The sequence below is a fragment of the Alistipes sp. An116 genome (assembly GCF_002161005.1).
GTDB classification, from domain to species: Bacteria; Bacteroidota; Bacteroidia; order Bacteroidales; family Rikenellaceae; genus Alistipes; species Alistipes megaguti.
This window is the reverse complement of record NZ_NFLR01000015.1, coordinates 41404-62960: the sequence shown is the minus strand read 5'-3', so window position 1 is coordinate 62960 and position 21557 is coordinate 41404. Positions and strand designations below refer to the sequence as shown.

Here is a 21557-nt window from a genome sequence, read left to right as displayed (position 1 = left end):
TCCCGACTTCTGCTTGCCCGGCTTTGCACCACAAAAAACCGGAGGTTCCTGCGAACCCCCGGTTTTTACTTTTCGGAATGCTCCGATTATTCGGCCTTGCCGTCCGACCCCAGAACTTCCTTGATCTTGTGGATGTAGAGCTTCTTCATGTTGTCGCGAGCCGGACCCAGGTACTTGCGGGGGTCGAACTCGGCAGGATTCGTGGCGAAGACCTTGCGGATGGCGGCGGTCATGGCCAGACGCGAGTCGGAGTCGATGTTGATCTTGCAGACGGCGCTCTTGGCGGCCTTGCGCAGCTCCTCCTCGGGAATACCTACGGCAGCCTTCAGCGCACCGCCGTACTTGTTGATCGTGTCGACCTCCTCCTGGGGAACCGACGACGATCCGTGGAGCACGATGGGGAAGCCCGGAAGCTCCTTCTCGATGGCCTCCAGCACGTCGAATGCCAGTGGGGGCGGAACCAGACGGCCCGTCTTCGGGTCAACGGTGCACTGCTCGGGGGTGAACTTGTAGGCTCCGTGCGAGGTGCCGATCGAGATGGCCAGCGAGTCTACGCCGGTCTTCGTAACGAAGTCAACAACCTCCTCGGGTTTGGTGTAGTGGCTCTCGGCGGCGGAAACCTCGTCCTCGACGCCGGCCAGCACGCCCAGCTCGCCCTCGACCGTTACGTCGAACTGGTGAGCGTATTCGACGACCTTCTTCGTCAGGGCGACGTTCTCGTCATAGGGCAGCGACGAGCCGTCGATCATCACCGACGAGAAGCCCATGTCGACGCAGCTCTTGCAGAGCTCGAACGAATCTCCGTGGTCGAGGTGCAGCACGATCTGGGGATGAGCCCAGCCCAGCTCCTTGGCATACTCCACGGCACCTTCGGCCATGTAGCGCAGCAGGGTCTGGTTGGCGTAGTTGCGGGCGCCCTTCGATACCTGCAGGATCACCGGCGACTTGGTCTCGGCAGCGGCCTGGATAATGGCCTGGAGCTGCTCCATGTTGTTGAAGTTGAATGCCGGAACGGCATAACCTCCCTTGATGGCCTTGGCAAACATCTCACGGGTGTTCACGAGGCCCAGATCTTTGTACGATACCATAATATTAGTTGTTAGAGAATTTGAGTCTCATCAAAAACCGCACAAATTTACTAAAAAATCTAAATAATAATCTCTTTTTGTGAAAAAAATAACAGAGGGTCGGAAATAGTTTGTACAATCCGGATTGTTTTTTGTACTTTTGCCGTAGCGAAAACACCGATACACGGCGCAAACAACAACAAACACATACGATCATGGCAGAATTCATCTATCAGGAGCCGTTCCCGATCGAGGCGGACAAAACTCAGTATCGTCTTTTGACGAAGGATTACGTAAAGGTCGTGGAGTGCGACGGCCGCAAGATCCTGAAGGTTGATCCGAAGGGGCTGGAACTCTTGTCGAAGGCCGCCTACAGCGACGTTTCGTTCTACCTGCGTCCGGCGCACCTGCAGAAGCTGCGCAACATCCTCGAGGATCCCGAAGCGACGGACAACGACAAGTTCGTGGCCTATACGATGCTGCTGAACCAGTGCGTGGCGGCCGAGGGCGAACTCCCGACCTGCCAGGATACGGGTACGGCCATCTGCATCGCCCACAAGGGTGAGGACGTGTGGACCGGAGCCGACGATGCCGAGTGCATCGCCCGCGGCGTCTACGAGACCTACCGCGACCGCAACCTGCGCTACTCGCAGGTGGTGCCCTTCTCGATGATCGACGAGAAGAACTCCGGCACGAACCTCCCGGCGCAGATCGACATCTACGGCGGCAAACCCGGCATGGAGTATGAATTCCTCTTCATCACCAAGGGCGGCGGCTCGGCCAACAAAACCTTCCTCTACCAGCAGACCAAGGCGCTGCTCAACGAGGAGTCGCTGACGAAGTTCATCCAGCAGCATATCTTCGACCTCGGCACGTCGGCCTGCCCGCCCTACCACCTGGCCATCTGCATCGGCGGCACGTCGGCCGAAATGTGCCTCTCGACCGTGAAGAAGGCTTCGGCCGGCTATCTCGACGAGCTGCCCACCTCGGGCAACGAGGGCGGCCGCTGCTTCCGCGATCTGGAGTGGGAGGAGAAGGTGCTGAAGATCTGCCGCGAGAGCGGTGTGGGTGCCCAGTTCGGCGGCAAGTACCTGGTGCATGACGTACGCGTGATCCGCGCTCCGCGCCACGCCGCCTCGTGCCCGGTGGCCATCGGCGTCAGCTGCTCGGCCGACCGCAACATCAAGGCCAAGATCACGCCCGAGGGTATCTTCCTCGAGGAGCTGGAGAAGAATCCGGCCCGCTTCCTGCCGGCCGAGGCTCCGGCCATGTCGCCCGCGGTGGACATCGACCTGGACGAGGGTATGGACAAGGTGCGCGAGATCCTGACCAAATACCCGATCAAGACGCGTCTGAACCTGCGCGGTACGCTCATCGTGGCCCGCGACATCGCCCACGCCCGCATCAAGCAGATGCTCGACGAGGGCAAGCCGATGCCCGAATACTTCAAGAAACACCCGGTCTACTACGCCGGTCCGGCCAAGACGCCGCAGGGCATGGCTTCGGGATCGTTCGGCCCGACGACGGCCGGACGTATGGACCCCTACGTGGATCTGTTCCAGAAACACGGCGGTTCGCTGGTGATGGTGGCCAAGGGCAACCGCTCGCAGGCCGTCACGGATGCCTGCAAGGCCAACGGCGGATTCTACCTCGGTTCGATCGGCGGTCCGGCCGCCATTCTGGCCAAGAACTCGATCAAGTCGGTCGAGGTGGTCGACTTCCCCGAACTGGGCATGGAGGCCGTGCGCAAGATCTATGTCGAGAACTTCCCGGCCTTCATCATCGTCGACGACAAGGGCAACGACTTCTTCGCCGAATTCAAGCACTGAAAATCCGCCCTCGGGAGATACTAAAGGGCTGGAAGTTGCGTTGTAATTTCGGCTGAGGGGGCGAGAACCCTCCTCGGGCCCCGGAACACCGTCAGGCGGCAAACGTCGTGCGGGGTTGCGGCGTGCATGATTAACCGATCTATCGCTTTGTAAACTGTAATGAGAGCATTCTTTGCGAAATTGTCTCTGGTGGCGCTCCTCGTGCTGGCGGTCTTTCCGGCGCGTGCCGACGAGGAGGTCACTTTCGAGGCCAACTCACCGCTGACGGTTGCCGTCGGCGGGGCGTTCCGTGTGGAGTTCTCGCTCAACGCCAAACCCGACAAGGGGTCGTTCGTGGCCCCTTCGTTCGAGGGTTTTGACGTGCTGGCGGGACCGGCCGAGTCCACGGGCTCCTCGATCCAGATCATCAACGGCTCGATGACCAAGAGCGTCAGCCATACCTATACGTATGTGCTGCTGCCGCAGTCGGCGGGTACGGTGACGATCGGTCCGGCGGAGGTCAAGGTCGACGGCCGAACCTATCGCACGCGTCAGCTGCCCATCGAGGTGGTGGACGAGGGGGATGGCGGCCGTTCGCAACAGCAGCAACCGCAAAGCTCCGGTTCGGGGGATCGCCAGGATGCCCAGAGCCAGATCGGCAAGGACGACATCCTGCTGCGGGCCGTCGTGTCGCGCACGTCGGTCTTCAAGAACGAGCCGCTGCACGTGGCCTTCAAACTCTATACGCGGGTGCCGTATGTGAATGTGGTGCCCGAATCGGCGCCGTCGTTCAACGGCTTCTGGTCGCAGGATCTGACCAACCCGAATGCCGAACAGGTGGGGCGCGAAACCTACAACGGCAAGGTCTACGAGACGCGCGTGCTGATCGACTACCTGCTCTATCCGCAGCAGGTCGGACAGCTGACGATCGATCCCGTGGAGATGACCGTCGTGGCGCAGGTGGTGATCCAGAGCCGCAATGCCGATCCCTTCTTCGGCATGGGGCGCGAGGTGCTCAACGTGCCGCGCAAGGTGAAGAGCCAGCGTGTGACGGTGACGGTCAAACCGCTGCCCGACGGAGCGCCGGCCAGTTTCAACGGAGCCGTGGGCTCCTTCACGATGGAGACCAATCCGCCTGCGGAACGCTTTGCGGCCAACTCCGGGGCCAGCCTGACGGCCAAGATTTCGGGACGCGGCAACCTGACCTTCGTGCAGGCTCCGAAGCTGCAGCTTCCGGCCTCGTTCGAACTCTACAACGTGAAGACCACCGAGTCGATCAACGCCTCGACGACCGGCATTACGGGGTACCGTCAGTTCGAATACCCCTTCATTGCGCGGGCCGAGGGCAGCTACGAGGTTGAGCCGCTGGAGTTCACCTATTTCGATCCGCAGCGCATGGAGTACGTGACGCTCCGCTCGAAGGCGATGAATCTCGAGGTGACGCCCGATGTTTCGGGCAGCGGCGATGCCGTGGTGATGCAGGGGCGCGGCATGTCGAAGGAGGACGTCCGGTTGCTGGGCGAGGATATCCGCTTCATCAAGCTGGGAGCGGCCCAGTTGCGGACGGTTGCCGTGCCGTTCCTCTTCAGCGCGGCCTACTGGATCGTGCTGGTTGGCATTCTGATCCTCTTCGCGCTGGTCTACATGGCGCTGCGGCGCCAGATCCGCGAATCGCAGAACGTGGCGCTGGTCCGCGGCAAACGGGCCAACAAGGTGGCCGTGCAGCGCTTCCGGACGGCCAAACGCTACATGGAGGAGCAGAACCGCCATGCCTTCTACGAGGAGATGCTGCGGGCGCTGTGGGGCTACATGAGCGACAAGTTCAACATCCCGATGGCCAACCTGACGAAGGAGAATGTCCGCGAGGAGTTGCACAAGCGCGGCATTTCGGCCGAAGATTCGCAGCGCTTCACGGACATCATCACCCGCTGCGACGAGGCGCAGTACTCGCCGGTCGAGTCGACGCGCATGAGCGACGTCTATTCGGAGGGCGTGAATCTGATTTCGCGCATCGAGTCGGTGATAAAACGATAGTTGTTATGAAGCGATTGACCCTATTTCTGATCCTGTCATTCGGCGTTCCGTGCGCATGGGCGCAGGAGGGTATCGACAGCACGAAATTAGCCCAAATATCAGAGGCTAAAACCTTGGTAAAAACTGCGGTGCAGGCTGTTGCGGAAGGCGTTGTCGAAGGACTTGCCGGTGTTTGTGATGAGCCCGACGCTGTGGAGGCTTCGTCCGAACAGCTGTGGGATCGGGCCAACACGGCCTATCTCAACGGTGATTACCACGCCGCGACGTCAATTTACGAAGAGATCCTCTCCCGCGGCCTGAGCTCGATGAAACTCTACTACAACCTGGGCAACTCCTGCTTCAAGGAGGGACGCCTGGGCGAGGCGATCCTCTACTACAACCGGGCGTTGCGCCTGGCGCCGGGCAACGACGACATCCGCTATAACCTGCGGGTGGCCGAGTCCCGGACGAAGGACAGCATTGAGGAGATTCCGGAGTTCTTCCTCACGGGATGGCTGCGCACGCTGCGCCATGCGATGAGTTGTACGGCTTGGAGCATCTTCTCGCTGGTGGCTCTGGCTGCGGCGCTGGGACTCTTCCTGCTCTATCTGCTGGCCCGTCGGTTGTCGCTGCGCAAGGCGGGGTTCTACGGAACGATGATTGCCGTGCTGCTCTGCATCGCGACGACGTGGTGTGCCGCGGGCGAGCGTCGCGAGATGCTCGACGATACGCAGGCCGTGGTGATGTCGCTTTCGACGGCCGTGAAGAGTTCGCCCGACAAGTCGGCCACGGACCTCTTCGTGCTGCACGAGGGGACGCGGGTCGAGATCACCAACCGCCTCGAGGGGTGGTGTGAGATTACCATCGCCGACGGCAAGAAGGGGTGGCTCGAGTCGAAAAACATCGAAACGATTTAGATGTCGCAGCTCCTGCAGAATGTGGTCGGGGAGTTGTCGAAACTCCCGGGCGTGGGTCGGCGGACGGCCCTGCGGCTGGCGATCCACCTCTTGCGGATGGACCGCGAGGAGGTGGCCCAGATGACGGAGAGCATCGACCGCTTCCGCAACGAGATCCGCTACTGCGCTCGGTGCAACAACCTCTCGGACGAGGAGATCTGTCCGATCTGTGCCGATGCCGAGCGTGACCATACGACGATCTGCGTCGTCGAACAGGTGGCTGATGTCCTCTCGATCGAGAATACGCGCCAGTACCGCGGGCTTTATCACGTGCTGGGCGGTCTGATCTCGCCGATGCAGGGCATTTCGCCTTCGGACCTGAAGATCGACCTGCTCTGCGACCGGATTGCGGCGGGAGGTGTCGAGGAGGTGATCCTGGCCATCTCGACCTCGGTCGAGGGTGAAACGACGCTCTTCTACCTGATGAACCGCCTGCGGCAGTTCGCGGGGCTGAAGATCACCTCCATAGCGCGGGGAATCGGATTCGGCGACGAACTGGAGTATGTCGACGAACTGACCATCACCCACGCTCTGCGCAACCGCCGCGAAATCGAATAGCGGGCGAGCGGGGGGCCTAACTGGGGGCGAGCGAAGGGCCGGAAGAGGGACTGAGTGAAGTCGGGAGAGGACCGAGTGAGTCTGGGAGCGGGACCGGGCAGAGCCGGGCGAGGATAAAAAAGAAGGAAGAAAGAGACTGGAGACTGAAGTTAAGAGATATTAAGAACTATTTTTCTAATAAACGTTTATAAACAAACGAATTATGGAATTTCTGACAAACGAGAAACTCACCATCGTGGGTGCAGCCGGCATGATCGGCTCGAACATGGCGCAGACGGCATTGATGATGCATCTTACGCCGAACATTTGCCTCTATGATCCTTTTGGCCCGGCGCTGGAGGGTGTTGCCGAGGAACTTTATCACTGCGCTTTCGAGGGGGTGAACATCACCTGGACGACCGACGTGAAGGAGGCCCTGACGGGTGCCGCCTATGTGGTATCGTCGGGAGGTGCCGCCCGCAAGGCCGGCATGACGCGTGAGGACCTGCTTAAGGGCAACGCCCAGATCGCCGAGGACTTCGGCAAGAACCTCAAGGCCTACTGCTCCGATGTAAAGCACGTGGTCGTGATCTTCAACCCGGCCGACATTACGGGTCTGATCACGCTGATCTACAGCGGTCTGAAGCCTTCGCAGCTGACGACGCTGGCAGCGCTGGATTCGACGCGTCTGCGTTCGGAGCTGGCCAAGTACTTCAAGATTTCGCCCGACGAAGTGCGCAACTGCCGTACGTATGGTGGTCACGGCGAGCAGATGGCCGTCTTCGCTTCGACGACGATGGTGGCCGGCAAGCCCCTGTCGGAGCTCATCGGCAAGGAGATGCCCGAGGCTGACTGGGAGGCCCTGCAGCAGCGTGTGATCCAGGGTGGAAAGCACATCATCGACCTGCGCGGACGTTCGTCGTTCCAGAGCCCGGCCTATGTTTCGATCTGCATGATCGCCGCCGCCATGGGTGGCAAACCCTTCGAGTACCCGGCCGGAACCTACGTGCACAACGGCGAGTTCAACCACATCATGATGGCCATGGAGACCGAGATCACGAAGGAGGGTGTTCACTACAAGGATGTGAAGGGTACGCCCGAGGAGCACAAGAAGCTCCGCGAGAGCTACGAGCACCTTGTCAAGTTGCGCGACGAGGTGATCGAGATGGGTGTGCTGCCCGCCATCGACAAGTGGGGCGAGCTGAACCCGAATCTCAAGTAATCGGGACGCGCGTCCGACAACGAACGAGCCCTCTTCCCGTGCACGGGAAGAGGGCTTTTTCGTGAGCGGTCGGCAAGGAACGGTCGGCAAGGAACAGGGGCGGCCTCGAACCGGGACGCTTCAAACAAGAACAGCTTCGAGCGGAGAAGGGATTTCGGGGGACTGATCGCTCCGAAGGGCGCATTGGCCGGTTGGCTGTCCGGACCCGTTGTGATCGGGCGTTGTTCGCAGCAGGCGGTCGGTTGTCTGTTCCGGCTGCGATCGGGTGCCGGCCGTGGCCGGCGATTGGTGGCCGGTCACGGCGGTTTGTTGTCAGTCCCGGTTGCGGTCTTGCTTTGTCGGTTGCTGCCGCTGGCGGAAATCGACCGGAATGCAAAATTTGACCGGCACCTTCCGGTCGAACTGTCGTCCCGGCTCCCAGCGGGGCGACTGCTTCAGCACGCGGACGACCTCGTCGGAGAGCGAGCGGTCGGGGCTCTGAAGAATCCGGATCTGCGTGAGCCTTCCGGTCGTGTCGATCACGAACGAGACGACCACGCGCCCCGGAATTCCGCTCCCCGGGACGATCTTCGACGGAGCAATCCGCTCCTGCACCCACTTCCGGAAGCCGTTGAGGTCTTGCCCCTGGAAGCGGGGCAGCGTCTCTGCACTGACGAACGGGAGATCCTCCTTCATCTTCTCTTCCGGCCGTGGGGTCTGTTCCGCAAGGGTCGGGGCTTCGAACCGCTCCGCCCGGTGCAGGGCTATCAGCCCGGTTGTCAGCGCGGCAATCAGCAGAACGGCCGCTGCCGCGACGTATGAGACGCCGGTGTCGACGCCGTGTCTCGAGTGCCGCCCGTGCGGAGCTGCTGCCGGCGCTCCTCGTCGGCCAGCAGTTCGTCATCGTCCGGACGGAGCGGATTTTTCTCGGGGAGTTGCATGGTTGGCGGGTTCTGACGGGTAAAGTTACTTGTTTTTTCGTGCGGATTTATGTATTTTTAAGGGTTTCCGCATCCAATAGATGCAACCGTTGCACAAAATGCATAAATTGGAACGATGAAAATGAAAGCAATGACTCTTTTTTCGAAGCAGGTTCTGTTGGCCCTGCTGCTGATGACGGCCGCCGGTGCCGTGGCTCAACCGGCACAACCGGCACAACCGGCACAACCAACCGAATCCCGATCCAAAACCGGGGACCTGACGGGGGACGGCTTGAGGTCCCGGATCGTCAAACTCGATGAGGTGATCCGCCGCCTCGATCTGCAACTCAACCAACTGACCTGGAAGGTTTACCTCGACTATGCCGAACAGGCGCGGATCACCCCCAAGGTCTTCTCCCTGCCCGGGCTGAACTATGCGCGGCTGCGTGATACGGTGCCGGCCATCGATCGGCTTGGCGAGCGGTTGCGCGCCGCCTCGGAGGCCTACACGGCCATTCTGCGCACCGATCCGCAGTACGATACCATCCATCAGGAGTATGTGGCGCTCCGCGGGGTGAAGGATTCCGAGCGCGAGTCGGCCAACAAGATGCACTACAACCAGATGTATGCGCGTCTGCGGGCCGGGAATCCCGACTATGAACCGGCTCTGGAACGCAAGCGTGAGGCCGAGCGGCAGCGCAACATGGCTATTCTGCGCTATATGGTCGATTATTACGGGACGAAGGGGTGGATTCTGTCGACTGATCCGCTGTTGTCCCGTTTTACGTCGGCGTGGAAGGAGCTGGAGGGGCGTTGCCCGGAGATCGGTCTCCTGCAGGACGAACTCTCGCAGCTGCGCAGGCTTCGGCGCGAACTCAACGAACGGCTTCTGCGTGAGCAGTTCAATCCCGGTTGCGTGGCCGACACGGCCGCTTCGGCCGGGCCGCAGGAAGAGTGACTGTCGAACAAGCCGTTCCTGTGAGCGAGGCATCGCACGGATCGGACGGATACGGCGGCCGCAAAAGAAAACGGCGGAACCGAGGAGGATCGGTTTCGCCGTTTCGCGTCGTGGAAAGCTGCCTAGTTGGCCGGTTTGGCCTTCGGGTCGGTCGGTGCCGGGATGGCCTGGAAGACGGCCCGCAGTTCGCCGTTCGAGAGGATCAGCAGCATCGGACCGTCCATGTCGTAGTGGGTGGCCGATTCGAGGGCTTCGATAAAGGCCCGCTCGTGTTTCATGTCGGGGCATGCCATGCGGGTCGAGGCCAGGGGCCCGATCTTCAGCGAGCGGTCCTTGTCACTCTGGTAGGGACCGAAGATGCGGTTGCAGTCTCCGGCGCCCGAGAGTTTGCCCTGCTCCGTGAGGGTGATGGTGAAGCGTCCCTCGACGGGGCGGATCGTTTCGCCGCCGAGCTGGATCAGCTGCCATTCGGTGCCGACCAGCGGACGGCGGGTTTTCCGCTGATAGGAGCGGCAGTGGCAGCAACCGGCCATCAGAAGCACCAGAGCGGCGGCTACCGTCATGCGTAACAGATTTTTCATCATTTTCCGATTTGAGTTTTGCCGCAAAGATAGCGAAAGCCGGGGGCAGAGACAAATCGAAAATGGAATTTTCAGGATTTGGCTGTGCCGAGGCGCCTCCTGTCCAAGACGAAGTCAAGGATAGCGGAAGCCGATGCCGTTCGGGAAATTTTTTGCCGAAGCAGCCCCGATATCCTGCAAATATCGGAAATAAATCGTACCTTTGGTGTCCCAACGATCCAATACGTATGAAAAAGATCATCGCTTCACCGCAGGCCCCCAAAGCCGTGGGGCCTTATTCCCAGGCCGTTGAGACGGGTGGGACGCTTTATGTTTCGGGTCAGCTGCCCATCGACGGCGCCACGGGCCAGATGTCCGAGGGTGTCGAGGCGCAGACGCGCCAGTCGCTGACCAACATCGGCCATATCCTCCGCGAAGCCGGTTATGACTTCCGTGATGTGGTGAAGACGACCGTCCTGCTGCAGTCGATGGGAGACTTCGCGGCGATGAATGCCGTCTATGCGGAGTTCTTCACGGGTGACATGCCGGCACGGGTCTGCTACCAGGTGGCCGCTCTTCCGATGGGCGCGCTGGTCGAGATCGATGCCGTGGCCGTGAAGTGATCCTCCCGAATCCGAACGAATGCGCGCCCCGGGAGTCTGGGGCGCGCCTTTTCGCCTATTGTAGATAAATTGTCGATAAGTTTGGTCCTCGAATTTGGCTTTTTAGGGGGAAAAGTCTGAAATTTGTAGAACCGCGGCTTTGCGCCGACCGCCCGGAAGCGAGGAGACCCGGAAGGGCGCCGACCGAAGAGACAAGAATCCAAAAAAAACACAAATATAGATAAGAATCAAGCCATTATGTCAAAAACAACCAATACCGAAGCTCCGCAGAAGGTCGATTACAACGATGCGGTTGCCGAGTCGAAGAAGTACTTCGAGGGGGACGATCTTGCCGCCACGGTGTGGGTGAGCAAGTACGCCCTGAAGGACTCCTTTGGAAACATCTATGAGCGCTCGCCACGGGAGATGCACCAGCGCATCGCCGCCGAGATCGAGCGCATCGAGCGCAAATATCCGAATCCCCTCTCCCGGGAGGAGGTCTTCGAGCTGCTCGACCACTTCCGCTACGTCATCCCGCAGGGCGGCCCGATGACCGGCATCGGCAACAATTTCCAGGTCGCTTCGCTGTCGAACTGCTTCGTCATCGGCCACAAGCATCCGGCCGACTCCTACGGCGGCATCTTCCGCATGGACGAGGAGCAGGTGCAGCTGATGAAACGCCGCGGCGGCGTGGGGCATGACCTCTCGCACATCCGCCCGACGGGCAGCCCGGTGCTCAATTCGGCCCTGACGTCGACGGGTATCGTCCCCTTCATGGAGCGCTACTCGAACTCGACGCGCGAGGTGGCCCAGGACGGCCGTCGCGGCGCCCTGATGCTGACCCTCTCGATCAAGCACCCCGATGCCGAGCGCTTCATCGACGCCAAGGTCGATACGGGCAAGGTCACGGGCGCCAACGTCTCGATCAAGATCGACGACGAGTTCATGCGGGCGGCGCTGGCCGGCAAGAAGTATCACCAGCAGTTCCCGATCGACTCGGATCATCCGAAATACGAGCAGGATATCGACGCCAAAAAGCTCTGGGACAAGATTATCCACAATGCGTGGAAGTCGGCCGAACCGGGCGTGCTGTTCTGGGATACGGTTCTGCGCGAAAGCATCCCGGACTGCTATGCCGACGAGGGCTTCGTGACGGTCTCGACCAACCCCTGCGGCGAGATTCCGCTCTGCCCCTACGACTCGTGCCGTCTGTTGGCGATGAACCTCTTCAGCTACGTGGACAATCCGTTCAAGCCCGATGCGAAGTTCAATTTCGAGAAGTTCCGCGACCATGTGGGCAAGGCCATGCACATGATGGACGACATCATCGATCTGGAGCTGGAGAAGGTCGAGCTGATCATCGACAAGATCGAGCATGATCCCGAGGATATGGATGTGCGCCGCGTGGAGCTGGAGCTCTGGAAGAAGATCCGCACGATGGCTCAGAAGGGCCGCCGCACGGGCCTCGGCATCACGGCCGAGGGCGACATGCTGGCCGCCCTGGGGCTGCGTTACGGTTCACAGGAGGCGATCGACTTTGCCGTCGAGGTGCAGAAGACCCTGGCGCTGGCCGCTTATCGGGCCTCGGTGCAGATGGCCGCCGAACGCGGCCCGTTCCCGATCTACGGCGCCGCCAAGGAGGTCAACAACCCGATGATCGCCCGCATCCGCGAGGCCGATCCCGAACTCTACGAGGAGATGATCAAGCACGGCCGCCGCAACATCGCCATGCTGACCATCGCCCCGACGGGCACCACGTCGCTCATGTCGCAGACTACGTCGGGCATTGAGCCGGTCTTCCGGACGGTCTACAAGCGCCGCCGCAAGATCAACCCCTCGGACCACGACACGCACGTCGACTACGAGGACGAAACGGGCGAAAAGTTCCAGGAGTACAACGTCTACCACCACAACTTTGTCAAGTGGCTCGAGGCGAACGGATACGATACGAAGAAACTGGCCACGATCTCCGACGAGGAGCTTGACGAGTGGGTGAAGGCTTCGCCCTATCACGGCGCTACAGCCAACGACATCGACTGGGTGGCCAAGGTCAAGATGCAGGGGGCCATCCAGAAGTGGGTCGACCACTCGATCTCGGTGACGGTCAACCTCCCGAACAACGTCTCGGAGGCGCTGGTGGCCGACGTCTACCGTACGGCTTGGGAGTGCGGCTGCAAGGGCGTCACGGTCTACCGCGACGGCTGCCGCTCGGGCGTGCTGCTCGACAAGAACTCGAAGAATAAGAAGCAGACCTGCGAGGAGCATCCGGGCGTGGCTCCGAAGCGACCGAAGTCGATTCCCGCGGACATCGTCCGTTTCAAGAACGGTACGGAGGACTGGATTGCCTTCGTCGGACTGCAGAACGGCCGTCCGTACGAGATCTTTACCGGTAAGATCGAGGAGGACGCCATGTACATCCCGCCCAAGATCAAGAAGGGCTATATCATTAAGGTGCGCGAGGAGGACGGCACGAAACGCTACGACTTCCAGTATACGGACCGTTACGGATATACGAACACGATCGGCGGCATCTCGCGTCTGTTCAACGAGGAGTTCTGGAATTACGCCAAGCTGATCTCGGGCGTGCTGCGCCATGGCATGCCGATCGAAAAGACGGTCTCGCTCATCGAATCGCTGCATTTGGACAGCGTCTCGATCAATACGTGGAAGACGGGTGTCTGCCGCGCCCTGAAGCAGTATATCGTCGACGGCACGAAGTCCAAGGGCAAATGCCCGAGCTGCGGTCAGGAGAACATGGCCTATCAGAACGGCTGTCTGACCTGCATGTCGTGCGGCTATTCGAAGTGCGGTTGATCGCTTGAAAGGGCACTTTTTGATGCAAAAACGGTCTGAAGCGGCAGCTTCGGACCTTTTTGCGTGGATAGCAGCCCGTTTTTGTACTTTTTTTGCAGAGAAGATCATCTGAATTGTGAAAAAATATGTACTTTTACACCGAAGATTGCAAATCAAATTTGTATGGATATGAAAAAAATTTTCCTGACATTCATGATTGCGGCATTCGCGGCTTCGGCCCAAGCCGAAGATACGCCCAAGAAGCCGAGTTTTGCGGGATTTGTCTCCAACGGATTTTGGGATAATTGGGAAATATCGGCCGGCCTGGGCGGCGGTACGGCTTTCTCGAACAGAGGCAACCTCGGTTCGTGGGGCGATCGTTTCGGATTCGAGGGTAATCTGTCGCTGACCAAGTGGCTGCACCCGGTTGTGGGAGTGCGCGGTCAGTTGCAGGGTGGCTGGTTCAATAATTTCGATGCCGATCTGGGCAAGCTGAAGTGGCCCTACCTCTTCGTGCATGCGGATGTGATGGTGAACGCCTCGAACTGGATCGGCGGTTATCGTGAGGATCGTGTATGGTATGCCGTGCCGTTCGCCGGCTTTGGTTACTTGGCTTCGAACTTCACGGACAAGAGCCAGCGGACGAGTCTTTCGGGTACCAATCAGGAGTTTGCCTTCACGGCCGGTCTGCTCAACAAGTTCCGTCTTTCGCCGGCTTTCGATTTCAACATTGAGCTCAAGGGGTTGATGGCCAAATCGGAGATTTGCCCGGCATCGGTGAGCGGGGCTTACATGTTTGGCTTCACGGCTACGGCCGGTATCACCTATCGTTTCAACCAGCGCAACTGGCAGCGTGGCGTGCCGGGATATACGGCCGAGGATATCCGCGCCTTCCAGGATGCCGTAGCGGCCGGCAATGCGGCGCTGGAGGCCTCGAAGGCTGAGAATGCCCGTCTGAACGAGGAGCTCGCTGCAGCACAGGCCGCCGCGAAGGAGGCCGAGACGGCTGCCGCCGAGGCTGAGGCCAAGGCTGCTGCCGAGGCCAAGAAGGTGAATACGTCGTCGAGCCCGACCTCGATCATCTTCTATGACTACAGCATGTCGAAACTCACGGCCAAGGACAAGACGCGTCTGGAGCTGACGGCCGATCTGATCAAGAACGGTCCGAAGGATCGGGTCTACACCATCCAGGGACACGCCGACCAGCAGACGGGTACGCCTGCCGGCAACAAGCGGGTGGCTGAAAACCGTGCCAAGAATGTCTACAACTACCTGATCAAGTGTGGCGTGAACCCCAAGCAGCTGACCTACGAGGGGCTGGGCAACGAACCCGACGTCTACAAGAACATCCAGAAGGCCAACCGTTCGGTGATCATCAAGTAACGACGCCGGATCGATTGGAGAGATCCATCAAAAGAGGGCATCCCGTCTTTGGACAGGGTGCTCTCTTTTTTGTGTCCGGGGGGCATTGTGTGCGACAGGAATGGTGCTGGCGGGAGCGGCCGGGATCGGTCCGCGGGGTATGGGATTGGATTGCAGGGGAACCGGTGTGGACCAATCGGGAGATGCCGTTCCGTCGTGGGGCCTCTCTGTTGCACGTTGGATGGGATTGTGGCTGGTGCAGACCGGTTGGGGAAGCTCTGTTGTGAGCCTTTTAGCGGCGGTTCGGATGGGGCTGCTGAATGTCCGGACCGATCTCTTCCGGAGAAGCGCCCGCCGCCTCGAGCGAAGTGTCTGCCGCCTCTGTCCGGGGTGCCGCCCGGTACGTTCGGGGGCGTTAGCGGATGATGACGGCGTTGACCAGCCGCACGCCCGAACGACGGTTGATCTCCTCCTTGAGGGCCTCGCGCTGGTAGAAGAGTTCGGAACGGACGACACTCGACCGGATTCGGGCGTAGAGAATGTGCTTTTCGAGACGCAACTCGGTCGTCTGGTCGGCAACGCGGTCCCCGACAATCTCCCGCCACGTATCGGGCAGTTTCCCTTCGGCCACCTTGGCGGCCACGTACGGGCGCTTGAAGAACTCGTCCAGCAATTCGCCCATCAGCATGGTTTTCGTGCGTCTCATGGTTCGTCTGTTTCGGTTGACTGCATTCCGGCTGCGGTCTCTTCCCGTGCCGGCTGATTGCCGCTCTCGTTTGCGATTCCGGCGGTTGCGGTTCCGGTCGTTTTGTCTGCTGCTCCGGTCTTCATGTCCGTGGTCTTGCTCTCTTTCTCCGCGGCCTGGGGCTTTTCATTTGCAGCCCCGGCGGTCTCTTTGGCTGTTTCGGTTTCTCCCGTTTGGGCCTCCTCTTCCAGTTGGCGGGCCGTCTTCCGCTCCTGCGTGATGGCACCGTCGGCTACCGAGAAGAGCGCGTAATCGCCTCCCGAACGGTCGAGGATCGCCTTCAGCCGCGTGGGGTTGCAGTCCGAAATGAGAATCTGCCCGAAGGTCTCCGACGAAACCAGCCGGATCAGCTGTTCGACCCGCCCGGCATCGAGCTTGTCGAAGAGGTCGTCCAGCAGCAGGACCGGGCGCTCGTGCTTCTCTTCGGCCACGATGGCATACTGGGCCAGCTTCAGGGCGATGAGGAACGACTTCTGCTGCCCCTGCGAACCGTATTTGCGCAGCGGATAGCCGCCGATCTTCAGCACCAGGTCGTCGCGGTGAATGCCGGCCGTCGTGAATTCGTTGACCAGATCCTTCTGCCGGGCCGCCCGCAGGATCTCCTCGAAAGGCCGCTCGTTCAACTCCGACTTGTAGAGCAGTTCGACCTGCTCGCGGTCCTCGGAGAGTGTCCGGTAGTAGCGGGCCACGATGGGCTGCAGCCGCTCGATCAGTTCCCGGCGGCGGGCATGGATCACGCGGCCGTGGTCGCAGAGCTGGCGGTCGTAGATCTCGAGCATCGTCTCGTCGGGCTGCATCTTGAGCAGACGGTTGCGCTCGGCCAGGACGGCGTTGTAACGCATGACGGCCTGCAGGTAGGGGCGGTCCAGCTGCGAAAGGACGGCGTTGAGGTAGCGGCGGCGTTCGTCTGCGGCTTCGGAGATCAGCGCACTGTCGGCCGGCGAGACGATGACCACGGGAATCAGCCCCACGTGGTCCGACAGCCGGTCATACTCCTTTCCGTTTCGTTTGAGGACCTTGCCGCCCTTGCGCGAGAAGGAGCAGACGATCACCTCGCGTTTGCCCGCATCGGTCGCGTAGGTCCCCTCGATGAGGAAGAAATCCGCGCCGTGGCGGATGCTTTGGCCGTCGGTCATCGGCAGCGACGACTTGCACATCGACAGGTAGTAGACCGCATCGATGACATTGGTCTTTCCGGCGCCGTTGTCGCCCACCAGCGCATTGATTCCGGGGCAGAGCAGGAGCTCCTCCTGGCGGATGTTTTTGAAATTCAGCAGCGCGATTTTCTTCAGATGCATAGGACAAAAATACAAAATTTCCGGACACGACATTGCACATTGTGAATAGTTTTGTATCTTTGCAAACTATCGTACGGATTATAAACTAAAAACAACAATAGCACTATGGCAAAACAGAACGTCGCCGAACCGGAAACTCTCGGCACGGCAATGAACAAAACGGAGCTCTTTTTCGAGGAGAACGGTCGTTTGATGTCCTACATTTTCCTGGGTCTGCTGATTCTCGCGGCCCTGATTTTCGGTTATCGCTCGCTGATTGTCCTGCCGCGGGCCGAGAAGGCTGCCGAGATGATCGCCGAGGCTCAGAACCGTTTCGATGCCGAGACTCCCGATTTTGAACTGGCCCTGCACGGTGACGCCAACGGCGCCGGCTTCCTCGACGTGATCGACAAGTACGGTTCGACCCCCTCGGGCAACCTGGCCAAGCACTACGCCGGCATCTGCTACCTGCGTACGGGTGATCTGGAGAATGCCGCCAGGTATCTGGCCAAGTTCTCGCCCGTGAAGGGAATCCCCGGAGCGCTGATCAACGCCCAGAACTACGGTCTGCAGGGGGACGTGGCTGTCGAGCAGCAGAACTACGCCCAGGCCGTGAAGTTCTACGAGAAGGCCGTGAAGGCTGCCGACAACAACATGACCGCACCGATGTATCTGCGCAAGGCCGGTCTGGCCGAGCAGGCACAGGGCAATAACGAAAAGGCCGCCGCCTTCTACGAGCAGATCCTGACCTCGTATCCCGCCTCGATGGAGGCCCGTGAGGCAGAGAAACTGTTGGGCAGCGTGAAATAATCGACCGACATGGCAACCCGGAATCACAATCTTTCGAAATTCGACGCTCCGCTGCCGTCGGCTGCGGACATGCGATTCGGTATTGTCGTGGCCGAGTGGAACCGTGAGGTGACCGAGGCGCTGCTGGAGGGAGCCGTGCGCACGCTGCGGGCTGCGGGCTGCCCGGACATGAACATTCAGGTGAAATATGTCCCCGGGACCTTTGAACTCTCGCTCGGGGCGCAGTTTTTCGCCGAGTATACGGATGTCGATGCGGTGATTGCCCTCGGATGCGTCATTCAGGGCGATACGCGCCACTTCGACTTTATCTGCCAGGGGGTCACGCAGGGTATCACGCAGCTGCAGATCCAGTGGAACATGCCGATCTCCTTCGGAGTGCTGACCGTCAACGACATGCAGCAGGCTTTGGACCGTTGCGGAGGGCGTCTCGGCAACAAGGGGGATGAGGCGGCTGCGGCGGCCATTCAAATGGTCAAGCTGCAGATCGACATGGAGGCTGCTTCGCCCGAGAAGGAGCCCGATCGCCGCAACATCAACTGACCCGGGGTCTGTCTCGGGGGGCTGCAGCGAGGCGAAGGCGTCTTGGAGCAGGAAACCGTCGAGGAGCCGGAAGAAACAGGCTGAATAAAAACCGAAAGGTTCTGAGATATACGGCCGCGAAGATGAAACTGCGAACAACGAAAAGCTCTCCCGAAACTGATTAAAAAAACGGACATTGCATCATGCAGTGTCCGTTTTTTGATTGTCATATCCGGGTTCATGTCTCTGCCCGTGATATGCCTTGGTTCCCGTTTCGTCGCGAATCCGAATCTGCCCCTCCCTTCCAGTCCTCTTCCTGCGGGGTCAGAAGACCCCGAGATTGTCCAGGAAGAGCATCAGCATGACCAGCGGACAGAAGTAGCGCAACAGCAGAATGAAGAGCCGGTAGATGCGGAATTTCAACGTGCCGTTGTTGGTAATCTGATCCTTGAGCACCTGCTGGTCGAGCTTCCATCCGACGAAGATGCAGGTGAAGAAGCCGCCTACGGGCAGCAGAATGTTGGCCGTTACGTAATCCAGCAGGTCGAACAGTGTCAGTCCGAAGGGTTTCCAACCGCTCCAGACACCGACCGACAGGGAGGCGACGGCTCCCAGCAGGGTGGTGGCAGCCGTGGTGGTCCAGGCAGCGGCACGGCGGCTCATGTGCCACTCCTCGTGGAGGTAGGCTGTGATCACCTCATGCAGCGAGATGGTCGACGTGAGGGCCGCTACGACGAGCAGCAGGAAGAAGACCGTCGACCAAACCATGCTCAGCGGCATGCCGTTGAAGATGCTCGGCAGGGTGATGAAGACCAGCGAGGGGCCCGACGAGGGTTCGATGCCGACACTGAAGACCGCCGGGAAGATCACCACGCCGGCCAATACGGCCACCAGCGTGTCGAGAATCGTGACGTTCAGGGCCGTGTGGCGCAGGTTGGTCTCCGGCTTGAAGTAGGAGGCGTAGGTCACCATTGTCCCGATGCCGATCGAGAGCGAGAAGAAGGCCTGCCCCAGGGCTACAAGTACCGTCGAAGGGGTGACCTTCGAGAAGTCGGGCTGGAAGAAGAAGCGCAGCCCTTCGCCGCCTCCGGGCATCAGCAGCGAGTGGATCGACAGGGCGATCAGCACCACGAAGAGCAGCGGCATCAGCATCTTGGCTGAGCGTTCGATGCCCTTCTGAACCCCCAGTGCGATGACGAAGTGGGTAGCCAGCGCAAAGAGCACCGTGTAGAGGATCGGGCGCCACGGATTGCTGATGAAGTTTGTGAAGACCGATTCATATTCGGCTGCCGTCGTATATTGCGCCAGACTGCCCGTAACGGAGTGGACCATGTATTCGGCCGTCCAGCCCGAGACCACGAAGTAGAAGCCCAGGATGAGGAAGGCGGCCAGCACGCCGTTGTAACCCAGAAAACTCCACCGCCGGTCGAGGGCGCGATAGGCTCCTACGGCATTGAGGTGCGAGGCGCGGCCCACGGAGAACTCCGCGATCATGAGCGGCAGCCCCATCAGAATGACACAGAGGATGTAGATGACCAGAAAGGCCCCGCCGCCGTTGTCTCCGGCAACGTAGGGAAAACGCCAGATGTTACCCAGCCCCACGGAGCTGCCCGTGGCTACCAGAACGGCGCTCAGTTTCCCGCCCAGCGTGGCGCGGGTGTGTGAATGATGTTGCATAAGCGGACTTTTTTGCAAAATGCCCTGCGGTGGGAGGTCCACCCACTCCCGCCGCAGGGCGTCTCGGGTTATTTCTCCAGTATGACGCTCACCCGTTCGAGTTTGCCGCCCAGCGGGGGCGCCAGTTTCGATACGGTGCATTTCACGTGCCGGATCTGCGGAAATTCGGCGTGAAGGGCGTCGATGATGTTCATGGCGACCCGTTCGATGGTGCGTTGTGTGACAGCCATCTGGCGGTGGATCATCTCGTAGACCGTCAGATAGTTCACGGCCTTTTCAATGCTGTCCTCCGCGGCTACGTCGCCCAGTTCGGTCGTGATCTCCACGTCGACCGTAAAGCGGTTGCCGACCTTGCGTTCGAGTTCGTAACACCCGTGCAGGGCCCGGAACTCCATGCGTTGCAGTACGATGCGGTACTCCATGTTACTCGGCGATGACGAGGTAGTAGTTCTTCTTGCCGCGCTGGACCAGCAGGTACTTGCCGGCGATCAGGTCGTCGGCCGTCACCTGACGCATGGCATCGGCGATCTTCTCGCGGTTCATCGAGACGCCGCCGCCCTGAATCAGCTTGCGGCATTCGCCCTTCGAGGGGAAGATCTGCGCACGCTCGGTGCAGAGTTCGACGAACGGCAGGCCGGCCTCCAGTTCGGTGCGGGCCACGCGGAACTGCGGAACCCCTTCGAAGACCTGCAGCAGCGTCGTTTCGTCCAGCCGGCGCAGCGCCTCGGAGGTGGCGCCGCCAAAGAGGATCTGCGACGCCTCGACAGCCTTTTTGTACTCCTCGCGCGAGTGGATCATCGTGGTGACCTCTTCGGCCAGCCGCTTCTGCAGCACGCGCAGGTGCGGGGCGGACTCGTGCTCGGCGATCAGCGACTCGATCGTCTCGCGGTCGAGCAGCGTGAAGATCTTGATGTAGCGTTTGGCGTCCTCGTCGCTGACGTTGAGCCAGAACTGGTAGAACTTGTAGGGCGACGTATAGCGCGGATCCAGCCAGACGTTGCCGCTCTCGGTCTTGCCGAACTTCGTGCCGTCGGCCTTGGTGATCAGCGGGCAGGTGATGGCATAGGCTTCGGCTTCGGGGCCCAGTTTGCGGCGGATGAGTTCGGTGCCGGTGGTGATGTTGCCCCACTGGTCGGCGCCGCCGAGCTGGATCTTGCAGTTCATCGTTTCGTAGAGGTGCAGGAAGTCGTAACCCTGAACCAGCTGGTAGGTGAACTCGGTGAATGACATGCCGTCGCCCTCGCCGTTGAAGCGCTTCTTGACCGAATCCTTGGCCATCATGTAGTTGACCGTAATGCACTTGCCGATGTCGCGGATGAAGTCCAGGAACGTGAAGTCCTTCATCCAGTCGTAGTTGTTGACCATGCGGGCGGCATTCGGGGCGTCGGAGTCGAAGTCGAGGAGTTTCGACAGCTGGGCCTTGATGGCCTCCTGGTTGTGACGCAGGGTTGCCTCGTCGAGCAGGTTGCGCTCCTGCGACTTGCCCGAGGGGTCGCCGATCATGCCCGTGGCACCGCCCACGAGGGCCAGCGGACGGTGGCCGCAGAGCTGGAAGTGCTTGAGGATCATCACTCCCACCAGGTGGCCGATATGCAGCGAGTCGGCCGTGGGGTCGATGCCCAGGTAGGCCGTCGTCATCTCTTTCTCCAGTTGTTCCTTGGCTCCGGGCATGATCGTGTGGATCATGCCGCGCCATTCGAGTTCTTCGATAAAGTTCTTGGTTGCCATATTCTTTTGTTCTCTTCTTGTTCG

Annotated in this window: 20 protein-coding genes; 11 read left to right on the top strand and 9 right to left on the bottom strand. The window is 60.2% G+C overall.

Features of this window, described 5'->3' with window-relative positions; genetic code table 11:
- Nucleotides 1-86: 86 nt before the first annotated feature.
- Entirely contained in the window at nucleotides 87-1088 is a 1002-nt protein-coding gene (locus B5E60_RS10300; RefSeq protein WP_087311414.1) for a class II fructose-bisphosphate aldolase, read from the bottom strand.
- A 194-nt stretch (nucleotides 1089-1282) separates the two neighbouring features.
- On the opposite strand from B5E60_RS10300, the gene B5E60_RS10295 reads away from it, so the two are divergent.
- The 5 genes from B5E60_RS10295 (at nucleotide 1283) to B5E60_RS10275 (ending at nucleotide 7603) form a co-directional block, all read left to right on the top strand.
- On the top strand, nucleotides 1283-2896 hold the full coding sequence (locus B5E60_RS10295) for a fumarate hydratase (protein WP_087311413.1): 1614 nt from the start codon (nucleotides 1283-1285) through the stop codon (nucleotides 2894-2896).
- A 159-nt stretch (nucleotides 2897-3055) separates the two neighbouring features.
- Nucleotides 3056-4909: a BatD family protein gene (locus B5E60_RS10290; RefSeq protein ID WP_087311412.1), complete on the top strand. Its 1854-nt coding sequence runs from the start codon at nucleotides 3056-3058 to the stop codon at nucleotides 4907-4909.
- Between the two features lie 5 nt (nucleotides 4910-4914).
- Nucleotides 4915-5805 (top strand): tetratricopeptide repeat protein, encoded by an 891-nt coding sequence (locus B5E60_RS10285; protein ID WP_087311411.1) that lies wholly within the window; start codon nucleotides 4915-4917, stop codon nucleotides 5803-5805.
- Nucleotides 5806-6402, top strand: coding sequence for a recombination mediator RecR (gene recR / locus B5E60_RS10280; RefSeq protein WP_087311410.1), 597 nt, complete (start codon nucleotides 5806-5808; stop codon nucleotides 6400-6402). It begins immediately after the preceding gene.
- A gap of 202 nt (nucleotides 6403-6604) precedes the next feature.
- Nucleotides 6605-7603: a malate dehydrogenase gene (locus tag B5E60_RS10275; protein WP_087311409.1), complete on the top strand. Its 999-nt coding sequence runs from the start codon at nucleotides 6605-6607 to the stop codon at nucleotides 7601-7603.
- Nucleotides 7604-7915: 312 nt separating this feature from the next.
- Here the strand turns inward: B5E60_RS10275 and B5E60_RS10270 are convergent, their stop codons facing one another.
- Together B5E60_RS10270 and B5E60_RS13955 are read right to left on the bottom strand one after the other, a co-directional pair.
- A complete protein-coding gene (locus tag B5E60_RS10270; protein WP_087311408.1) occupies nucleotides 7916-8278 on the bottom strand; it encodes an energy transducer TonB in 363 nt (120 codons plus the stop codon).
- A 95-nt stretch (nucleotides 8279-8373) separates the two neighbouring features.
- Nucleotides 8374-8523: a hypothetical protein gene (locus tag B5E60_RS13955; protein WP_162611629.1), complete on the bottom strand. Its 150-nt coding sequence runs from the start codon at nucleotides 8521-8523 to the stop codon at nucleotides 8374-8376.
- A 115-nt stretch (nucleotides 8524-8638) separates the two neighbouring features.
- Here B5E60_RS13955 and B5E60_RS10265 point away from each other — a divergent pair, with 115 nt between their 5' ends.
- Nucleotides 8639-9460 (top strand): DUF5039 domain-containing protein, encoded by an 822-nt coding sequence (locus tag B5E60_RS10265; RefSeq protein WP_087311407.1) that lies wholly within the window; start codon nucleotides 8639-8641, stop codon nucleotides 9458-9460.
- Between the two features lie 122 nt (nucleotides 9461-9582).
- Here the strand turns inward: B5E60_RS10265 and B5E60_RS10260 are convergent, their stop codons facing one another.
- Complete coding sequence (locus B5E60_RS10260; protein ID WP_087311425.1) at nucleotides 9583-10041, bottom strand: META domain-containing protein; 459 nt, start codon at nucleotides 10039-10041, stop codon at nucleotides 9583-9585.
- A gap of 227 nt (nucleotides 10042-10268) precedes the next feature.
- Here B5E60_RS10260 and B5E60_RS10255 point away from each other — a divergent pair, with 227 nt between their 5' ends.
- The 3 genes from B5E60_RS10255 to B5E60_RS10245 all read left to right on the top strand — a co-directional run bounded on the left by B5E60_RS10255 (nucleotide 10269) and on the right by B5E60_RS10245 (nucleotide 14798).
- Nucleotides 10269-10643, top strand: a complete 375-nt coding sequence (locus tag B5E60_RS10255) for a RidA family protein (protein ID WP_087311406.1) — start codon at nucleotides 10269-10271, stop codon at nucleotides 10641-10643.
- A 237-nt stretch (nucleotides 10644-10880) separates the two neighbouring features.
- Nucleotides 10881-13436, top strand: coding sequence for an adenosylcobalamin-dependent ribonucleoside-diphosphate reductase (locus B5E60_RS10250; protein ID WP_087311405.1), 2556 nt, complete (start codon nucleotides 10881-10883; stop codon nucleotides 13434-13436).
- A gap of 168 nt (nucleotides 13437-13604) precedes the next feature.
- Nucleotides 13605-14798 carry an OmpA family protein gene (locus tag B5E60_RS10245; protein WP_087311424.1) on the top strand — a complete coding sequence of 398 codons (1194 nt, stop codon included), beginning with the start codon at nucleotides 13605-13607 and terminating at the stop codon, nucleotides 14796-14798.
- A gap of 394 nt (nucleotides 14799-15192) precedes the next feature.
- Here the strand turns inward: B5E60_RS10245 and B5E60_RS10240 are convergent, their stop codons facing one another.
- Nucleotides 15193-15465 carry a DUF721 domain-containing protein gene (locus B5E60_RS10240; protein ID WP_087311423.1) on the bottom strand — a complete coding sequence of 91 codons (273 nt, stop codon included), beginning with the start codon at nucleotides 15463-15465 and terminating at the stop codon, nucleotides 15193-15195.
- 14 nt (nucleotides 15466-15479) lie between these two features.
- On the bottom strand, nucleotides 15480-16820 hold the full coding sequence (recF, locus tag B5E60_RS10235; protein ID WP_087311404.1) for a DNA replication/repair protein RecF: 1341 nt from the start codon (nucleotides 16818-16820) through the stop codon (nucleotides 15480-15482).
- Between the two features lie 105 nt (nucleotides 16821-16925).
- On the opposite strand from recF, the gene B5E60_RS10230 reads away from it, so the two are divergent.
- Both B5E60_RS10230 and ribH read left to right on the top strand, forming a co-directional pair.
- Entirely contained in the window at nucleotides 16926-17609 is a 684-nt protein-coding gene (locus tag B5E60_RS10230) for a tetratricopeptide repeat protein (protein WP_087311403.1), read from the top strand.
- A 9-nt stretch (nucleotides 17610-17618) separates the two neighbouring features.
- Entirely contained in the window at nucleotides 17619-18149 is a 531-nt protein-coding gene (ribH, locus tag B5E60_RS10225) for a 6,7-dimethyl-8-ribityllumazine synthase (protein ID WP_087311402.1), read from the top strand.
- Nucleotides 18150-18452: 303 nt separating this feature from the next.
- Here the strand turns inward: ribH and B5E60_RS10220 are convergent, their stop codons facing one another.
- The 3 genes from B5E60_RS10220 to tyrS form a co-directional block, all read right to left on the bottom strand.
- Nucleotides 18453-19805, bottom strand: coding sequence for a sodium-dependent transporter (locus B5E60_RS10220; RefSeq protein ID WP_087311401.1), 1353 nt, complete (start codon nucleotides 19803-19805; stop codon nucleotides 18453-18455).
- A gap of 68 nt (nucleotides 19806-19873) precedes the next feature.
- Nucleotides 19874-20227, bottom strand: coding sequence for a dihydroneopterin aldolase (gene folB / locus B5E60_RS10215; protein WP_087311400.1), 354 nt, complete (start codon nucleotides 20225-20227; stop codon nucleotides 19874-19876).
- 1 nt (nucleotide 20228) lies between these two features.
- Complete coding sequence (gene tyrS / locus B5E60_RS10210; RefSeq protein ID WP_087311399.1) at nucleotides 20229-21533, bottom strand: tyrosine--tRNA ligase; 1305 nt, start codon at nucleotides 21531-21533, stop codon at nucleotides 20229-20231.
- Nucleotides 21534-21557: the final 24 nt, after the last annotated feature.